The organism is Bradyrhizobium sp. STM 3562, from assembly GCF_045571435.1.
Classification (GTDB): Bacteria; Pseudomonadota; Alphaproteobacteria; order Rhizobiales; family Xanthobacteraceae; genus Bradyrhizobium.
The window spans coordinates 7510431-7527022 of the sequence record NZ_CP120694.1 but is presented as its reverse complement, the minus strand read 5'-3'; the positions used below and the strand labels follow the sequence as shown (position 1 = coordinate 7527022).

The window sequence follows — 16592 nt, the reverse complement described above, 5'->3', positions numbered from 1 at the left end:
GTCCACATAATACCAGGAATCTGCAACGGCGGGATAAACGATCATGGCCATTGACGACAAAACCAGAACGGAGCTCGAAGCCGCCGCTTTCCGGCGCCTGCTCGAGCATCTGCGCAACCGGACCGACGTCCAGAACATCGATTTGATGAACCTGGCGGGCTTCTGCCGCAACTGCCTGTCCAATTGGTTAAAGGAGGAAGCCGATGCGCGGGGCCTGCCGATGAGCAAGGACGAGAGCCGCGAGGCCGTTTACGGCATGCCTTACGAGACCTGGAAGGAGAAGTACCAGACGCCCGCGAGCGCGCAGCAGCTCGAGGCGATGAAGAAGGCCCATGCGGGCCATTGAACAGCTTCTGCGCGAGCATCGTCATGGCCGGAAATATCAGGCCATGACGAGCGGGCCGCAGCCCCCGGCGCTCGCTCGATCTGATTCGCAAAGGCGGCGGATCACTTTCGTCCGCTCAAAAGCAACCCATTAATTTTCTTACAGCACAAAAAATCTCCACGCCAACAAGGTGTGGGCCGCGCTGTGGATGAGCGCGATGCTGCCTTGACCCCGGCGACTTGAAATTCAAGTGTCATTTGCGAGACGCGCGCGAGCAATGGCGCGCAAAGCAAGTATGCAGTGTTCCATTCAGGAGTAGCAGATGGCCACCTCCGCCGCCGTCAAGGAAGAAGAAGCGCCCGCCACACGATTTGCCAAGGACCAGCTCAAGGCCATCATCGAGCGGATCGAGCGCCTGGAGGAGGAGAAGAAGGCAATCTCGGACGACATCCGCGATGTCTATGCCGAAGGCAAGGGCAACGGTTTCGATGTCAAGGCGCTGCGCGCCATCGTTCGCCTGCGTAAGCAGGACCCCAACGAACGCCAGGAGCAGGAGACGATCCTGGAGACCTATATGCAGGCGCTGGGGATGCTCTGAGGGCGCGCTTCCTGGCGAGAACCGTGGTGCCGGCCAAGCGAGAAAAACGAGCGCGGAGCCGGGATCCATAAGCACAGGAAGCTGTCCTACCCGCCGCTGCGCCCAGGACGCCGTCTAACAATCACATCCTGCGGTCATGGTCCTGGCTTTCGCGAGGACGGCGCGGAATATGTGGAAGCGGTGACGCTCACTGCAGCGATGCGGTGTGCAGCATGAACGAGGTGGTGTCGAGCTTCGGGGTTGCCGATCCCGTGAAATGGTCGCAAGCCATTCCCATCATCGGATCGCTGGTGAAGCCCATATTGACGGTGATCTGCGGCTTCACGAAGAACGCGCGCATCAGCGTCAAATCGGTGTCGCCCAACACCGTCACCGACAGCGAGCCGCCGACGCTCGGTGCCAGCATGACAATGCGCAGCCAGGCGCTATCGGCATTGGCCGCGGCAATTCGCGCGGAATTGGTGATCGGGCCGCTCGCACCTTGCGCGCCCTTGGCCGCCACCGTGCTGACGCCGGTTGCCGGGGCCGAATTGCGCGCGAGCATCAGCGGACGTGCGCTGCGGGGCATCGGCGCCGTGGCCGTAACGATGTTGTCGTGATCGACCGGGGAGGAGGGGCGCGGCATGTAGGCGAGCGCCTGATAGGCGGCGGGAACGGCCGCGGTTGCTTGCGGATCGGTGGAATCGAGCGCTTGACGGGCGTTGATCGCCGCGACCGCCTGAGCCGGCGTCGCCTGCTGTGGCGTCGCGGGCGCATTGTCCCAGAACCCGCGGGCATTGATGATGTCGGCCGGCGTCTGGGGCTTCGCCTCGGTCTTGTCGTCTGCGGTCTTGTCGTCCGCTGCTTGCGGCTTCGGCTTGGCGGCTTGCGCGATCTGCGCATCGGCGGCGGCAAACTGAAGCGTGGCAACGATCGTTGGCCTGGCCCGTGGCGTGGGCACGGGCTCGGCGGGCTTCGCTGCGGCAACGACAGTTGCGGCCGGCCTGTCGTTCACGACGGGCGCGGTTGCGGCCTCGTCGTCCTCTTCACTCGACTTGCTTCCGAACAAAGCGGCGAACAAGGAGGGCTTAGCGAGGGTTGCGGCATCGTCGCCGCTGCCGCGTCTCTCGATCTCGGCCTTGGCGAGTTCATAGCCTTTCAGCGGAACGCCATCGGAGGGAATGTGCACCGTGCGGCCGTCCGGAAACACCTTCACGAGCTGGTCGTGGGTCATCCGCGGCCAGTGGCGGATGTTGCCGGTATCGAGGTGAACGAATGGCGAGCCTGAGGTCGGATAGAAGCCGACGCCGCCGCGTTGCAGCCTAAGACCCGCATAACGGATCTGCTCGAGCGGCACGCCGGGAATGTAGAAGTCCATCGCATGCCCCAGCATGTGCTGGGAGAAGCGGGCCACGCCGGAATGCGCGGAGCGGCGGCGGAGCATGGCGTTGGTGGCGGGGCTGCGGTAGGCGGAGACGATCTGGATCGGCTGCTTGCCGTCGACGTCGCGATAGACCTCCCAGATGATATCGAAGAGATGGCGGTCCATCACGGTCTGGTCCTGGGTGCGCCAGTCGCGCAGAAAGTGATTGAGCTGTTTCAGCGCGTCCTCGTCATAGCGCCCGTCGCGCTTGAAAGTGACGGTGAGATCTTCGCCGGAATGGGTGTGATGGAAAGACAGCGTGCGGGTCTCGTTCAGCGCACTTGCGTCGTGAACCGATCCCGCGCCGATCAGGAGCAATAGCGAAGCCAAGCCGAGCTGGCATCCGGCCTTCTGCAGGGACAGCATGTTGAATTGGCGTGCGAGACCCGTCAGCACGTATGAGCCCACCCAGTCGACCCGCGTTCAGTGGACTCTTCCGCTAACCCCATGGGCGAAAGAGAATGAACGCTTCTTCTAAAGCGGGATGGTTAACCAACTTCTATCATCCCGCCCCCAAGTTAGCTTTAACCTAACCGGTCGAGTGTGGCGAAAAAGAGCCGCCGTTGGAGATGGGCGAAGATTGGTTAACGTCAGGCGAACCAGCTTTGCGCCGAGATCGTTGATTCTGCAGGGATAATAATCGGCTCTGGCGAGATAACGGCCGCCTGGTCGGGCGGCCGTTATCGCGTCTGTTAGCTTCAGCGGGTGAAGAAGCCGCGCGGCTGCATCTGCGCCGGCCGGCGGCCGATCGGAGCCGGCGGCGTCGGCGGGCCGCCGAACAGCCGCTCGAAGAAGTTGGGTCCCGACGACCAGCTATTGTCGCTCGCATAGTTGACGCGGGAGGGCAGGGTGCTGCCGGGCGGACGAGTATAGGTCGGCTGCGCATGCGCAACGACAGCCTCGAGGTCCTTGCCACGCGTGTTCTTGAGCATCGCGATCATGGTGCCGTCGCGGCCGTAAATGTCCTTGCGGAATTGCAGCTTGCCGGCGTCGTCGACGAAGGCGGTCTGGTAGGTGATGTTGACCGGGATCGGCGTGGGGAACTTCAGGTCGATCTCGTCACGGCCGTACATCGCGCGGATCTTCTCCGGCGTGTAATGCTCGTTGGGCATGGTGATGTTGAGCAGGATCGAGGCGTATTGATCCGGATACTGCACGCGCATGCAGCCATGGCTAAAGGCGCGCTCGCTCTTCTCGAACAGGTACTTGTCCGGCGTGTCGTGCTGATAGACCAGGAATTTGTTCGGGAAATTGAAGCGGATGCGGCCGAGTGCGTTGCCGTCGCCCGGCGGCTGCGAAATGTGCGGCGAGCCGTCGCGATTGTACTCCAGCCTCAAGCCCATCCGCTCCAGCACGGTCGGATCCTGCTGCAGCGCCGGCAGATATTCGTTGTAGACGATCGACGGCGGCACGTTCCAGGTCGGGTTGACCGTGATGTACTTCATCGTCTCCGTCAGCAGCGGCGTGGCGTGAATGCCCGGCTTTCCGGTCACGACCCGGGTGGTCCAGACTGTCTTGCCATTCTGCATCACCTTCAGCGTGTAGTCCGGGATGTTGAGAATGACATAGGCATCGCCGAGCGAAGGCGCGCCCAAATCGCGCGGCAGCCAGCGCCAGCGCTCCATGTTGACGATCACGGTGTCGATCTGCTTGTCGCGCTTGGGGCTGTTCAGCGCCTTCACGGTGGCGGCATCGAGAATGCCGGTTTCCTTCAGCTCGACGCTCTCCTGGAAGCGGCGCACGGCTTCGGCGACCTTGGCGTCGTAATGCGTATCGTCGGGATGTTCGAGGCCGAGTTTGGCCCGCAACTGCGGGACTCGCGGGTCCTCCATCACCATCTCAGGCTGCTTCTTGCGCGCAGGCGTGTATTTCAGCGTCGGACCTTCGGCGATCTCGATCGCGGGGCCGCTACCCACACCGCGCAGTTCGGCGAGCTTGGCTTTCAGCTCCTTGTAGAGCTTCTGCGGTGGGTTGTAGCTGTCGAGCGCCGTGGACGCATCCTTTGCCGTGGTGACGTGGCTCAGCACCTCGTTCGGATCGGTCGGATGCTCCGGATAGGAAATATCGCCGCTGACCTGCGACCAGTGCATGCGGCCGCTCTGCGCCTGGCGCGCATAGTCGAGCATGCTGGCGGTCAGCTTCAACTCGGCTTCCGCAAGCGCATCCGGCGTGGTCGCGGCGGTGAAATCCGGCACCGGATAATCGGCCGGATTAAGTCCGTCGGATGCGGCATCCTTCAGGCGTGCGATCACGCCCTTGGCGGTATCGGTCAGATTGCCCGCTTGCGTCCAGACCGGCGCATAGTCGCGCGCGCCATAAAACTTCTCCACCGCGGCGCGTTCAGCCTTGCGGTCGAAATAGCGCGACGACTTGGCCGCGAGCATGTCCTTCAGCTTGTCGGCCACGGGTTGATCGGCCGCAGGCACATTGCTTGCGGCCTTGGCGGGCTCGGAGGTCGGCGCGACCGAGGCGGCCGGAGCGGGCGCCGTCGACGGCGTAGCGGAGGCTGCGGCAGGAGCAGCGGGTGCTGCGGTTGGCGCAGTCGCCGTATCGGCTTTCGGAGCCTCGTCCTTCTTGGGCTCGACCGGCGGTGTTGTCGCAACGTCGGCCGGCTTGGGTTCGGTTGTGTCCGCGGGCTTGGCCGCCTCGGTCGTCGGCTTTGCGGCTTCCGTTACGGCTTTGGCCGCGGCGTCCGTCTTGGCCGGTTCGGGGACCGAGGCGGTGGTGTCCATCTTGAAGTCGTTGACGGTCGGAGGCGGGACGTTGGCCGGTTCGGGGCGCGGGATTGCCGCCTCGATCGCCAATTCGGCGGCGCTGCTGCGCTGCGGATCGCTCTGCGCCATTGCCGATGTTGCGGACACCGCGAGGAAGCTTGCCGCGACAGCCATCAGCACGCGGTCAAATCCGCCACGGTTATTCAGACAGTTTCGCATTTCACGTCCCTTTGGATGAACTGTCCCGGCAATTGGACAATTCCGGTTATCGTCCCGTCAGCTTCCGCCAAAAGCGCCGGCCGTGAGATTCGCATGCCTGCACGCCAATTCATACGCAGACGATACATAGGCTCCACTTGTGTGGCCAAGGCCGCACGGAGCCACTCACGACAAACTGACTTCAAGGAAAGCCCTTTGCAACGGATTGTGCGCTTTTGCCACGCGCTTTTTCATTCGTCTGTCACCGGCAAGCAACGGTTCAAACATTGTGTATTGACCGCGACTTGTAGGCATTTTCACGTCTTGCGGGTGCGTCATTCCGCGCTGCCGTTTGTGGGGTCGGTGGCGGCGACATCGTCAAGCTTCCGATAAAGCGTGGAGCGGCCAATCTTCAACCGGCGCGCGACCTCCGACATCTGTCCGCGATAATGCGCGATCGCAAAGCGGATGATCTCATGCTCCATCTCGTCCAAGGGCCGCACATCGCCGGCCGCATTGAGCAATGCGAGCGTGCCATGAGTCCCCAACGGCGCAATGGGTATTTCACTACCCGAAATCGTGACCGGGTGGGCGGGATTGATCGGTGGCGAGACCACCAGCGGTTCGGCGGGCGCGTCCGGCACGATCGGGGATTGCGCGTTGATCAGCGGAAAATCCGCAATGCCGAGCTGTTCGCCCTCGCTGAGCACGACCGCGCGGTACACGACGTTCTCGAGCTGGCGGATGTTGCCGGGCCAATCGGCTTGCGACAGATACGCCATCGCTTCGCCGCTGATGCCGGTGATGGCGCGGTTTTCCTCCGCGGCAAAGCGCGCCAGAAAATGCCGCAGCAGATGCGGAATGTCTTCGCGCCGCGCGCGCAAAGGCGGGATCGTCAGCGGCAGGACGTGCAAGCGATAGAACAGGTCCTCGCGGAAATGCCCGGCCTTCACATGGTCCAGCAATTTGCGGTTTGTCGCGGAGATGATGCGGACGTCGACCTTGACCGGCCTGCGCCCGCCAACCGCCTCCACCGTCCCTTCCTGCAGCGCGCGCAGCAGCTTGACCTGCGCGCTCAACGGCAGCTCGCTGACCTCGTCGAGAAACAGCGTGCCGCCATGGGCCTCGACGAATTTGCCGGCGTGGCGCTCGGTGGCGCCGGTGAAGGCGCCTTTCTCGTGGCCGAACAGAATCGATTCCACGAGGTTGTCAGGGATTGCGCCGCAATTGACGGCCACGAAAGGTCTGGACTTGCGCTCACCGCTGCCGTGGATGGCGCGCGCGAACAATTCCTTGCCGACGCCGGATTCGCCTTCGATCAGCACCGGAATTGAAGAGGCGGCCGCCTTTTGCGCCGTGCGCAGCACGGGGCCCATCGCCTCGCTGCGGGTGATGATGTCGGCAAAGCTCAGGCGGCCCTCGCGGCTGTGCTTGATGCGCTGCAATTCGCCCTTCAACGCCGATGTATTGAGCGCGTTGCGCAAGGAAACCTGCAACCGCTCGAGGCCGACCGGCTTGACCACGAAATCGTGAGCGCCGGCGCGCATCGCGGACACGACATTGTCGATACCGCCATGGGCGGTCTGCACGATCACGGGCAAAGTGAGACCGGCTTCGCGCATCTTCGCCAACACTCCCATGCCATCGAGACCGGGCATGACGAGATCGAGCACGACGGCGTCGATTGAGGGCGCTTCCGGGCCGGTCAGCATGGCGATGACGGCATCGCCGGAATCGACAACGACCGTCTCATAGCCGCATTTTTGCACCATAGCCTCGACGAGGCGGCGCTGCACGGCGTCATCATCGGCGATCAAAATGGTGGCGGCCATGGCTTTCCCCCCGCATTACGACTATCTGTCTCGAATCGGGGCACTCTCGCCGATGCCACTTAACGCACACTTAAACCTTGTCCTTTGCTCCGGCTGAACACAGGTTTCGAACAAGATGACCTCGCGCTCCACGTCCACTCTCCGCAAACCGAACTCCAGCAAGCCCGCCGTCAAAGCCAAGAGTCTCAAAAGTAGTCCGAAAAGCCAGGCCAAGAACCAGATAAAGAGCCCGGCAAAGGCCGCCCCCGCCAAGACCGGCAAGCTGCCGGAATGGAACCTGACCGATCTCTATGGCGGGATCGACGCCCCCGAAGTGGCGCACGACCTTGCGAAGATGGACGCCGATTGCGTCGCGTTTGAGACCGACTACAAGGGCAAACTCGCGGAAGGCGCCGCGCGCGAGGATGGCGGCAAATGGCTGGCCGAGGCGGTGAAGCGTTACGAGGCGATCGATGATCTCGCCGGAAGGCTTGGCTCCTTTGCCGGGCTCGTTCATGCCGGCGACAGCGTCGACCCTGCGATTTCCAAATTCTACGGCGACGTCTCGGAGCGGCTGACCGCGGCGTCAACGCATCTTTTGTTCTTTCCGCTTGAACTCAACCGCCTCGACGATGCGGTGCTCGAGAAGGCAATGCAGGCCGAAGCGCTTGCGCATTATCGGCCATGGATCGAGGATCTGCGCAAGGACAAGCCGTATCAGCTCGATGACCGCAGCGAGCAGTTGTTTCATGAAAAGTCTCAGACCGGCTTCTCCGCCTGGAACCGCCTGTTCGATCAGACCATCTCGGCGCTGCGCTTCAAGGTCGCAGGAAAGGAGCTCGCGATCGAGCCGACCTTGAACCTGCTGCAGGACCGCGACGGGCAAAAGCGCAAGGCCGCGGCCGAGGCGCTGGCCAAGACGTTCAAGGCCAACGAACGAACCTTCGCCCTCGTCACCAACACGCTCGCCAAGGACAAAGAGATTTCCGACCGCTGGAGGGGCTTTCAGGACGTCGCCGACTCGCGTCATCTCAGCAACCGTGTCGAGCGCGAGGTGGTCGACGCGCTGGTGACCTCCGTGCGCGCGGCCTACCCGAAATTGTCGCACCGCTACTATCGTTTGAAGGCGGGCTGGTTCAAAAAGAAGAAGCTGCCGCATTGGGATCGCAATGCACCGCTGCCGTTCGCGCCGAGCGGGGTGATCGCCTGGCCGGAAGCAAAGCAGATGGTGCTGACGGCCTATCGCGGCTTCTCGCCGAAGATGGCCGAGATCGCCGAACGCTTTTTCACCGACCGCTGGATCGACGCCCCGGTGCGGCCGGGCAAGGCGCCGGGCGCGTTCTCGCATCCGACCACGCCGTCCGCGCACCCTTACGTGCTGATGAACTATCAGGGCAAGCCGCGCGATGTGATGACGCTCGCCCATGAACTCGGCCATGGCGTGCATCAAGTCCTGGCTGCGAAGAACGGCGCGCTGATGGCGCCGACGCCGCTGACGCTCGCCGAGACCGCGAGCGTGTTCGGCGAGATGCTGACGTTCAAGCGGTTGTTGTCGCAGACCAAGAGCTCAAAGCAGCGTCAGGCGCTGCTTGCCGGCAAAGTCGAGGACATGATCAACACCGTGGTGCGGCAAATCGCGTTCTATTCCTTCGAGCGCGCGGTCCATACCGAGCGCAAGAATGGCGAATTGACCGCCGAGCGGATCGGCCAGATCTGGCTATCCGTGCAAGGCGAGAGCTTAGGCCCGGCGATCGAGATCAAGCCGGGCTATGAGAATTTCTGGATGTACATTCCGCATTTCATCCATTCGCCGTTCTATGTCTACGCCTATGCCTTCGGCGACTGCCTGGTGAACTCGCTCTATGCGGTCTACGAGCATGCCGCTGAAGGCTTTGCCGAGCGCTATCTCGACATGCTCGCGGCCGGCGGCACCAAGCATTATTCCGAGCTTTTGGCGCCCTTCGGGCTCGACGCCAAGGATCCGAAATTCTGGGACGGCGGATTGTCGGTCATTTCCGGTATGATTGATGAGCTGGAGGCGATGGACTGAGGGTTGGGCTTTCCTGCTCAAAAATTAGGTGCGGTTTGCGCCCGATCCCGCCGATGGAACGAATATTATTCTATTTCCTGGCGGTGGCCGGGCCGATGAGCAGAGTTTGACCCGCTGCTTTCAGGATATTTGCTCCTCCTTGCCTGCACCTTAGGCAAGGTGGCGCATAGGCGCGCAGTCCGCCGCCGTTGCCCTAGAAATGGGATTGCGCTAATTGCACGGCGGAAACGCATAAGACTGGGGACCCCAATGGCAGACCATGGCGAAGTGGCCTACTCCACGGCGGACGGCAATGATTACGCGGCACATGAGGCGACCTATGAGGGCTTCATCAAGCTGGTAAAATACGGCACCGCGGCGGTCGTCTGCATTCTCGCCTTGATGGCAATTTTCCTGACCTGATCGGTCGACGTTGCGCGCAATGCCGCGCTGCAACGTAAGGATTGTCCATAGGCGCCGGTTGCAAAGCCGGCACTCGTTCCAGCCAGATTAACGCTAATCTGATCGCGCGCGCATGCCTTGCGCCGCCGGAGGCCTTATGAAGATTGCCGTTGCCAAGGAAATCGATCCGGCCGAGCCGCGGGTTGCGGCCTCGCCAGATACGGTGAAGAAGTTCAAGGCGTTAGGGGTGGAGGTCGCGGTCGAGCCGGGCGCCGGCGTGAAATCGGGCCTGCCGGATTCCGAGTTTACCGCGGCGGGGGCGACCGTCAGCGCGGATGCCGTCAAGGATGCCGATGTCGTCATCAAGGTGAAGCGGCCGGAGGCCTCCGAGCTTGCCCAGTACAAGCGCGGCGCGCTCGTCATCGCCATCATGGACCCTTACGGCAATGACGCTGCGCTGAAGGCGATGGCGGAGGCCGGCATCTCGGCCTTTGCGATGGAATTGATGCCGCGCATCACCCGCGCCCAGGTGATGGACGTGTTGTCGTCGCAGGCGAACCTCGCGGGTTATCGCGCGGTGATCGAGGCGGCCGAGGCGTTTGGCCGCGCCTTTCCGATGATGATGACCGCGGCCGGCACCGTCCCGGCCGCCAAGGTCTTCGTGATGGGCGTCGGCGTGGCTGGTCTGCAGGCGATAGCGACCGCGCGCCGCCTTGGTGCGGTGGTCACGGCGACCGACGTGCGGCCGGCGGTGAAGGAGCAGGTGGAAAGTCTCGGCGCCAAATTCATCGCGGTCGAGGACGAGGAGTTCAAGCAGGCCGAGACCGCCGGCGGCTACGCTAAGGAAATGTCCAAGGAGTACCAGGCCAAGCAGGCCGCCCTGACCGCAGAACACATCAAGAAGCAGGACGTTGTCATCACCACCGCGCTGATCCCGGGCCGGCCGGCGCCGCGGCTGGTGAGCCTGGAGATGGTCAAGTCGATGAAACCGGGCTCTGTGCTGGTCGATCTCGCGGTTGAGCGCGGCGGCAATGTCGAGGGCGTGAAGAGCGGCGAAACCGTCGATGTCGACGGCATCAAGATCGTCGGCTTTCCCAATCTCGCCGGCCGCGTCGCGACCTCGGCCTCTGGCCTATATGCGCGCAATCTCTTGTCCTTCATCGAGACGCTGGTCGACAAATCGAGCAAGGCGCTGGCGGTCAACTGGGATGACGAGCTGGTGAAGGCCACCGCGCTGACCAAGGACGGCAAGATCATTCACCCGAATTTCCAGCCGAAGGCATAGAGGAGAGAAGTCATGGAGCATGTCGCCCAAGCCGTCGATCCCTTTGTATTCCGGCTGTCGATTTTCGTGCTGGCCGTGTTCGTCGGCTATTTCGTGGTGTGGTCGGTGACGCCTGCGCTGCACACGCCGCTGATGTCGGTGACCAACGCAATTTCGTCGGTGATCGTCGTCGGCGCGCTGCTCGCGGTCGGCGTCGGACTGGTGTCGAGCGGGTCGGGCTGGGCGCGCGGTTTCGGCTTTGTCGCGCTCATCTTTGCCTGTGTGAATATTTTCGGGGGCTTTCTTGTCACCCAGCGCATGCTGGCGATGTACAAGAAGAAGGCGAAGTGACCGCGATGGTGAGCATCTTGCAAAAAGCACCATCGCCATTGCCGGGCGTGACCCGCCTGCGGGGCCGAAGCTTTCGGGCGTGCGGCCAGGGCCGATTAGCCTTGGGCGAGGCGACGGCCCGGCAATCCAGCCCTCTTCAAACCGTTTGTTTTTCTCTGATGGATGCGCGGATCAAGGCCGCGCATGACGGAGCGCGCGCGCTATGAACGCCAACCTGTCTGCACTGCTTTATCTCGTCGCAGGTGTGCTGTTCATCCTGTCGCTGCGCGGGCTGTCCAGCCCGGCCTCCAGCCGCAGAGGCAATTTCCTCGGCATGGCCGGCATGGCAATCGCGGTCGCGACCACGCTCGCAAGCCATCCGCCGGCCGATGGCATCGCCTGGCTCTTGGTCATCATCGCCGTCGCGATCGGCGGCGGTATCGGCGCCGTGATCGCCCGTCGCGTGCCGATGACCTCGATGCCGGAGCTTGTTGCCGCCTTCCACTCGCTGGTCGGCATGGCCGCGGTGCTGGTCGCGGCCGGCGCCTTCTATGCGCCCGAAGCCTTCGACATCGGCACGCCCGGCAATATCCACACGCAGAGCCTGGTCGAGATGTCGCTCGGCGTTGCCATCGGCGCGCTGACCTTCACCGGCTCGGTGATCGCGTTCCTGAAATTATCAGCGCGGATGAGCGGCGCGCCGATCATTCTGCCCGCGCGGCATCTCATCAACATTGCGCTCGGCATCGCCTTGATCGTCTGCATCGTCGGTCTCGTTTTGACCGGCAATGCGGTGTATTTCTGGCTCAACACCATCATCGCGCTGGCCTTGGGCGTGCTGATCATCATCCCGATCGGCGGCGCCGACATGCCGGTCGTGATCTCGATGCTCAATTCCTATTCGGGGTGGGCCGCCGCCGGCATCGGCTTCACGCTGGGCAATTCGGCGCTGATCATCACCGGCGCGCTGGTCGGCTCATCCGGCGCCATCCTGTCCTACATCATGTGCCATGCGATGAACCGCTCGTTCATCTCGGTGATCTTGGGCGGCTTTGGCGGCGAGACGGCAGCCGCCGGCGGTGCCACGGCCGAGGCGCGACCGGTCAAGCTCGGCTCGGCTGATGATGCGGCCTTCATCATGAAGAATGCGCAGAAGGTGATCATCGTGCCCGGCTACGGCATGGCGGTGGCACAGGCGCAGCACGCCCTGCGCGAGATGGCCGATACGCTCAAGAAGGAAGGGGTGGAGGTGAAATATGCCATTCATCCCGTCGCGGGCCGCATGCCCGGCCACATGAACGTGCTGCTCGCGGAAGCCAATGTGCCCTATGACGAGGTGTTCGAACTCGAGGACATCAATTCCGAGTTCGCGCAAGCCGATGTCGCCTTCGTGATCGGCGCCAACGACGTCACCAATCCGGCGGCGGAAGAAGATCCGAAGTCGCCGATCTACGGCATGCCGGTGCTGCAGGTGTGGAAGGCGGGCACGGTGATGTTCATCAAGCGCTCGCTGGCCTCGGGCTACGCGGGCATTGATAACCCGCTGTTCTACCGCGACAACACCATGATGCTGCTCGGCGACGCCAAGAAGATGACGGAGAGCATCGTCAAGGCGATGTGATGCCTTCTATGATCGAGCCATGACCATCCTGAAGTGGCTCGTCATCCTCGCTGTCCTCGGCTATGTCGGCGCGGTGGCAGCGCTGTTCTTCAACCAGCGCTCGCTGATCTATCCGATTCCGGAGGCGGCGCGAACTACGCCTGCGGCGGCTGGATTCGCGCAAGCCGAAGAACACCTGCTCACCACATCCGACGGCGAGCAAATCATCGCTTGGCACGTCTCGGCGAAGGCGGGTCATCGCGTCGTGCTCTACTTCCACGGCAACGGCGACATTCTTGCAGGACTGGTCGGCCGCTTTCGTGAGATCACATCTGACGGCACCGGCCTCATCGCGGTGTCCTATCGCGGCTATGCCGGCTCGAGCGGCAGCCCGAGCGAGCTCGGGCTGCTGCAAGATGCCGCGGCCGCTTACAATTTTGCGCTCGCGCACTATGCTGCGAGCCGCATTGTGCCCTGGGGCTTTTCGCTGGGCAGCGGAGTCGCGGTGGCACTTGCGGCCGATCATCCGGTCGGCGGGCTGATCCTGGAGGCGCCCTACACCTCGATCGCGGACGTCGCCGCCACGCTGTTTCGTTGGGCGCCGGTACGCTATCTGCTCAAGGACCGTTTTCGCTCCGATGAGTGGATCGCCCGGGTGAACGCGCCGCTGCTCGTCATGCACGGAGACAGGGACCTCACGATTTCGATCTCGTTCGGGGAACGATTATTCGCTCTTGCGCATGAGCCCAAGCAGTTCGTGCGATTTCCCGGAGGCGGGCACAACGATCTCGACCAATTTGGCGCCATCGAAGCAGCAAGGAAGTTCATTGCGGGTTTGCGGACTTAACTGGACGAGCAAGTCAGGCTTCGCATTGGCTCTCTCGATCTTCATGCTGCTGCTGCCGAAGAATGCCTATGCCGGAGCGGAGCTTGATGGCGCGGCGATGTCGTGGCCCTTTGCGCTTCCCTTCGCCGGGCTGCTGCTGTCGATCGCGGTGGGGCCGCTGCTGGTTCCAAAGTTCTGGCATTATCACTATGGCAAGATCGCCGCCGTCTGGTCGGCGCTGACGCTGGCCTTGCTGGCCTGGTCCGCCGGCGCGGCGTCGACGCTCGCCGCTTTTGTGCATGCGCTGCTCGGCGAATATTTCAGCTTCATCGTGCTTCTGTTCGCGCTCTACACGGTGGCGGGCGGAATCCTGGTGAGCGGCGATCTCAGAGGCACGCCGTGGACCAACACCGGCATTCTCGCGCTGGGCACAGCTATCGCGAGCATCGTGGGGACGACGGGCGCAGCGATGATCTTGGTCCGGCCCTTGATTCGCGCCAACCTGTCACGGCCGCACAATGCGCATGTCGTGGTCTTCTTCATCATCCTTGCCGGCAATGTCGGCGGCGCGCTGAGCCCGCTTGGCGATCCGCCGCTTTTCGTCGGCTTCCTGCATGGCGTCGATTTCTTCTGGACCACGCGGAACATCTGGCTGCAGACCGCGATCGTATCGGGGTTGCTGCTGGCCGTTTTCGCGATACTCGATGTTTGGCGTTTTGGCGCTGAACCGCAGGTCACCAAGAGCGCTGTATCGCGGCCAATCAGAATTCGAGGTCTTGTCAACATTGCGTTGATCGCGGCGATCATCGCAAACGCGCTGATATCGGCAATATGGCGCCCCGGGATCGCCATCGACATCCTTGGCACCAGGCTGGAGTTGCAGAACGTGGTCCGGGATGCGGGTTTGCTCGCGATCGCGGGCTTGTCCCTCTGGCTCACGCCCGACGAGCACCGCGAAGCCAATGATTTCAATTGGGAGCCCATCCGCGAGGTGGCCAAGCTGTTCGCCGCGATTTTCACGGCGATCATACCGGTCATTGCCATGCTCCATGCGGGCCGCGATGGTGCCTTCGCCTGGCTATTCTCAGCGGTCACCGCGAGCAGCGGCTCTCCCCAGGAGGTTGCCTATTTCTGGTTCACGGGATTGATGTCCGCGTTCCTCGACAATGCCCCGACCTACCTCCTGTTCTTCGAGCTCGCCGGCGGAGATCCCAAAGTGCTCATGGGGGAGCTCTCGGGCACGCTCGCCGCGATCTCGATGGGGGCCGTCTACATGGGCGCCCTGACCTATATCGGCAACGCCCCAAATTTGATGGTGGCCGCGATCGCCACCGAGCGGGGGATCAGGATGCCCGGCTTCTTCGGTTACATGCTGTGGGCGGGCGCCGTGCTGATACCGCTGTTCTTGCTGCTGACTTTCCTTCCCATTGCGCCGGTGCTCAGCCTGGAATGAGCAAATTCGGCTGAGCCGTACGCCTCTTTGCAGCGCCAGATTGCGGCCGGTCTCATCTACCTCATTGTGACGGCTACAGTCGGGATGACGGCCGCCCTGCTTTCGCGCATAGTCCGGTCATCTGTTGCAAGGATCCCGTTGCGATGAGCGCACATGCGGCGATGCCGAGATCGGCATGGATTTTCCCCACACTGGCCGTTCTGCTGTTCGCGGCCGTGACCGCCACGCATTATGATTTCACGCCGTCGACGGTCGGGCTGTTATTCGCAGCGGTGCTGCTGGTGATCCTGTTCGGAACGGTATTCGCCGCCGTGCATCACGCCGAGGTGATCGCTCACCGGGTCGGCGAGCCCTACGGCACGCTGTTGCTGACGCTGTCCGTCACCATCATCGAGGTGGCGCTGATCGCAACCATCATGCTGGGCGAGAAGGAGGTACCGACGCTCGCGCGTGACACGGTGTTTGCGGTCGTCATGATCGTCTGCAACGGCCTGGTCGGGATTTGCATCTTCATCGGCGGCTTGCAGTACCGCGAGCAGGATTTTCAGGTCCCCGGCGCCAATCTCTATCTCAGTGTTCTCTTCACTCTGGCGACCATCACCCTGGTGCTGCCCAATTATACCCTCACCACGCCGGGACCGGTGTTTTCCGAGGCGCAGCTCGAATTCGTCAGCGTCGCCACCATCCTGCTCTATGGCGTGTTCCTCTATACCCAGACCAGCCGCCACCGCGACTATTTCATCAAGGAAAACGCCGATGCTGCGGAGGGAGGCGCGCCGATTTCCAGCGCCATGCTGGGCTTGAGCGTCGTGCTGCTTCTGCTCTCGCTGCTGGCAGTGGTGTTGCTCTCGAAGAAATTCTCCCTGGTCGTCGAGGCAGCAACCGCCGCGATCGGTGCGCCGCCGGCCTTTGCCGGGGTCGTGGTGGCGTTGCTGATTCTGTTGCCGGAAAGCGTGGCCGCCGTGTCCGCCGCGCGGAAGAACGATCTGCAAAAAAGCATCAACCTCGCGCTCGGCTCCTCGCTTGCCACCATCGGGCTCACCGTCCCGGCGGTCTCGGTGGCGGCGTTCACGCTGAACAAGCAGCTCGTGCTCGGGCTGAACGGCCAGAACATGGTGGAGCTCCTGCTCACCTTCATCCTGAGCATGCTGACCTTCGGAACCGGGCGCACCAACATTCTGTTCGGGCTGGTCCACATGGTGGTATTTGCGATATTCATTTTCCTGGTATTCGTGCCGTAACTGGAGAGCCGCCCGATGCTTGCCGCCACGTCAGAAGTTCAGGTCGACACCCCCGAGGTCCGGGTGACCCAATGGCGGCTCGCGCCGGGGAGCTCTACCGGCCATCACACCCACGGGATGGACTATGTGATCGTGCCGGTGACCCCAGGCGAAATGACCATCGTCGCTCCCAATGGGGAGCGCTCCAAGGCGCAGCTTGGGGTCGGCAAATCCTACTTCCGAAAAGCTGGGGTTGAGCATGATGTGCTCAACGAAACAGCATCCGAAATCGTGTTTTTGGAAGTAGAATTGAAGCGTTAATCCAGCGTTTACGGAATTAATCCAACGTTTACGGAATTGCCATCGATCCGACGCAGTTGATCCCTGAATGTGCCTCAAAGTTCCCCCATCACTGCCGCT

14 protein-coding genes are annotated in these 16592 nt (G+C 62.5%); 11 read left to right on the top strand and 3 right to left on the bottom strand.

Going from position 1 to position 16592, the window contains the following annotated elements; all coding sequences use genetic code 11:
* Positions 1 to 43: 43 nt before the first annotated feature.
* Both P6U23_RS34820 and P6U23_RS34815 read left to right on the top strand, forming a co-directional pair.
* Positions 44 to 346 carry a DUF1244 domain-containing protein gene (locus tag P6U23_RS34820; RefSeq protein WP_407176822.1) on the top strand — a complete coding sequence of 101 codons (303 nt, stop codon included), beginning with the start codon at positions 44 to 46 and terminating at the stop codon, positions 344 to 346.
* Positions 347 to 647: 301 nt separating this feature from the next.
* Entirely contained in the window at positions 648 to 923 is a 276-nt protein-coding gene (locus P6U23_RS34815) for a DUF2312 domain-containing protein (RefSeq protein ID WP_407176821.1), read from the top strand.
* A gap of 187 nt (positions 924 to 1110) precedes the next feature.
* On the opposite strand, the gene P6U23_RS34810 is transcribed toward P6U23_RS34815, so the two are convergent.
* The 3 genes from P6U23_RS34810 to P6U23_RS34800 all read right to left on the bottom strand — a co-directional run bounded on the left by P6U23_RS34810 (position 1111) and on the right by P6U23_RS34800 (position 7069).
* On the bottom strand, positions 1111 to 2721 hold the full coding sequence (locus P6U23_RS34810) for a DUF882 domain-containing protein (RefSeq protein ID WP_407176820.1): 1611 nt from the start codon (positions 2719 to 2721) through the stop codon (positions 1111 to 1113).
* Between the two features lie 302 nt (positions 2722 to 3023).
* Positions 3024 to 5258 (bottom strand): murein L,D-transpeptidase, encoded by a 2235-nt coding sequence (locus tag P6U23_RS34805; RefSeq protein ID WP_407176819.1) that lies wholly within the window; start codon positions 5256 to 5258, stop codon positions 3024 to 3026.
* A gap of 314 nt (positions 5259 to 5572) precedes the next feature.
* Positions 5573 to 7069: a sigma-54-dependent transcriptional regulator gene (locus P6U23_RS34800; protein WP_407176818.1), complete on the bottom strand. Its 1497-nt coding sequence runs from the start codon at positions 7067 to 7069 to the stop codon at positions 5573 to 5575.
* 115 nt (positions 7070 to 7184) lie between these two features.
* Between P6U23_RS34800 and P6U23_RS34795 the strand changes: the two genes are divergently transcribed.
* The 9 genes from P6U23_RS34795 to P6U23_RS34755 all read left to right on the top strand — a co-directional run bounded on the left by P6U23_RS34795 (position 7185) and on the right by P6U23_RS34755 (position 16493).
* Positions 7185 to 9098, top strand: a complete 1914-nt coding sequence (locus tag P6U23_RS34795) for a M3 family oligoendopeptidase (protein WP_407176817.1) — start codon at positions 7185 to 7187, stop codon at positions 9096 to 9098.
* 249 nt (positions 9099 to 9347) lie between these two features.
* Positions 9348 to 9500 (top strand): aa3-type cytochrome c oxidase subunit IV, encoded by a 153-nt coding sequence (locus P6U23_RS34790; protein WP_024507392.1) that lies wholly within the window; start codon positions 9348 to 9350, stop codon positions 9498 to 9500.
* A 136-nt stretch (positions 9501 to 9636) separates the two neighbouring features.
* A complete protein-coding gene (locus tag P6U23_RS34785) occupies positions 9637 to 10764 on the top strand; it encodes a Re/Si-specific NAD(P)(+) transhydrogenase subunit alpha (protein WP_407176816.1) in 1128 nt (375 codons plus the stop codon).
* Positions 10765 to 10776: 12 nt separating this feature from the next.
* The gene (locus tag P6U23_RS34780; RefSeq protein WP_407176815.1) at positions 10777 to 11094 is read left to right on the top strand and encodes a proton-translocating transhydrogenase family protein; all 318 of its coding nucleotides are present in this window, start codon (positions 10777 to 10779) and stop codon (positions 11092 to 11094) included.
* A 202-nt stretch (positions 11095 to 11296) separates the two neighbouring features.
* Positions 11297 to 12694: an NAD(P)(+) transhydrogenase (Re/Si-specific) subunit beta gene (locus P6U23_RS34775; protein ID WP_407176814.1), complete on the top strand. Its 1398-nt coding sequence runs from the start codon at positions 11297 to 11299 to the stop codon at positions 12692 to 12694.
* 19 nt (positions 12695 to 12713) lie between these two features.
* The gene (locus tag P6U23_RS34770) at positions 12714 to 13520 is read left to right on the top strand and encodes an alpha/beta hydrolase (RefSeq protein WP_407176813.1); all 807 of its coding nucleotides are present in this window, start codon (positions 12714 to 12716) and stop codon (positions 13518 to 13520) included.
* Between the two features lie 97 nt (positions 13521 to 13617).
* Complete coding sequence (locus tag P6U23_RS34765; protein WP_407181690.1) at positions 13618 to 14952, top strand: sodium:proton antiporter; 1335 nt, start codon at positions 13618 to 13620, stop codon at positions 14950 to 14952.
* Positions 14953 to 15095: 143 nt separating this feature from the next.
* Positions 15096 to 16193, top strand: coding sequence for a calcium:proton antiporter (locus P6U23_RS34760; protein WP_407176812.1), 1098 nt, complete (start codon positions 15096 to 15098; stop codon positions 16191 to 16193).
* 15 nt (positions 16194 to 16208) lie between these two features.
* The gene (locus tag P6U23_RS34755; protein ID WP_407176811.1) at positions 16209 to 16493 is read left to right on the top strand and encodes a cupin domain-containing protein; all 285 of its coding nucleotides are present in this window, start codon (positions 16209 to 16211) and stop codon (positions 16491 to 16493) included.
* Positions 16494 to 16592 lie beyond the last annotated feature (99 nt).

Bases quoted from the DNA above. Each gene is read 5' to 3' on its own strand.
- P6U23_RS34755 (WP_407176811.1), top strand. From the start codon at position 16,209: ATGCTTGCCGCCACGTCAGAAGTTCAGGTCGACACCCCCGAGGTCCGG.
- P6U23_RS34770 (WP_407176813.1), top strand. From the start codon at position 12,714: ATGACCATCCTGAAGTGGCTCGTCATCCTCGCTGTCCTCGGCTATGTC.
- P6U23_RS34775 (WP_407176814.1), top strand. From the start codon at position 11,297: ATGAACGCCAACCTGTCTGCACTGCTTTATCTCGTCGCAGGTGTGCTG.
- P6U23_RS34815 (WP_407176821.1), top strand. From the start codon at position 648: ATGGCCACCTCCGCCGCCGTCAAGGAAGAAGAAGCGCCCGCCACACGA.
- P6U23_RS34790 (WP_024507392.1), top strand. From the start codon at position 9,348: ATGGCAGACCATGGCGAAGTGGCCTACTCCACGGCGGACGGCAATGAT.
- P6U23_RS34760 (WP_407176812.1), top strand. From the start codon at position 15,096: ATGAGCGCACATGCGGCGATGCCGAGATCGGCATGGATTTTCCCCACA.
- P6U23_RS34765 (WP_407181690.1), top strand. From the start codon at position 13,618: ATGTCGTGGCCCTTTGCGCTTCCCTTCGCCGGGCTGCTGCTGTCGATC.
- P6U23_RS34795 (WP_407176817.1), top strand. From the start codon at position 7,185: ATGACCTCGCGCTCCACGTCCACTCTCCGCAAACCGAACTCCAGCAAG.
- P6U23_RS34780 (WP_407176815.1), top strand. From the start codon at position 10,777: ATGGAGCATGTCGCCCAAGCCGTCGATCCCTTTGTATTCCGGCTGTCG.
- P6U23_RS34805 (WP_407176819.1), bottom strand. From the start codon at position 5,258: ATGCGAAACTGTCTGAATAACCGTGGCGGATTTGACCGCGTGCTGATG.
- P6U23_RS34785 (WP_407176816.1), top strand. From the start codon at position 9,637: ATGAAGATTGCCGTTGCCAAGGAAATCGATCCGGCCGAGCCGCGGGTT.
- P6U23_RS34820 (WP_407176822.1), top strand. From the start codon at position 44: ATGGCCATTGACGACAAAACCAGAACGGAGCTCGAAGCCGCCGCTTTC.
- P6U23_RS34800 (WP_407176818.1), bottom strand. From the start codon at position 7,069: ATGGCCGCCACCATTTTGATCGCCGATGATGACGCCGTGCAGCGCCGC.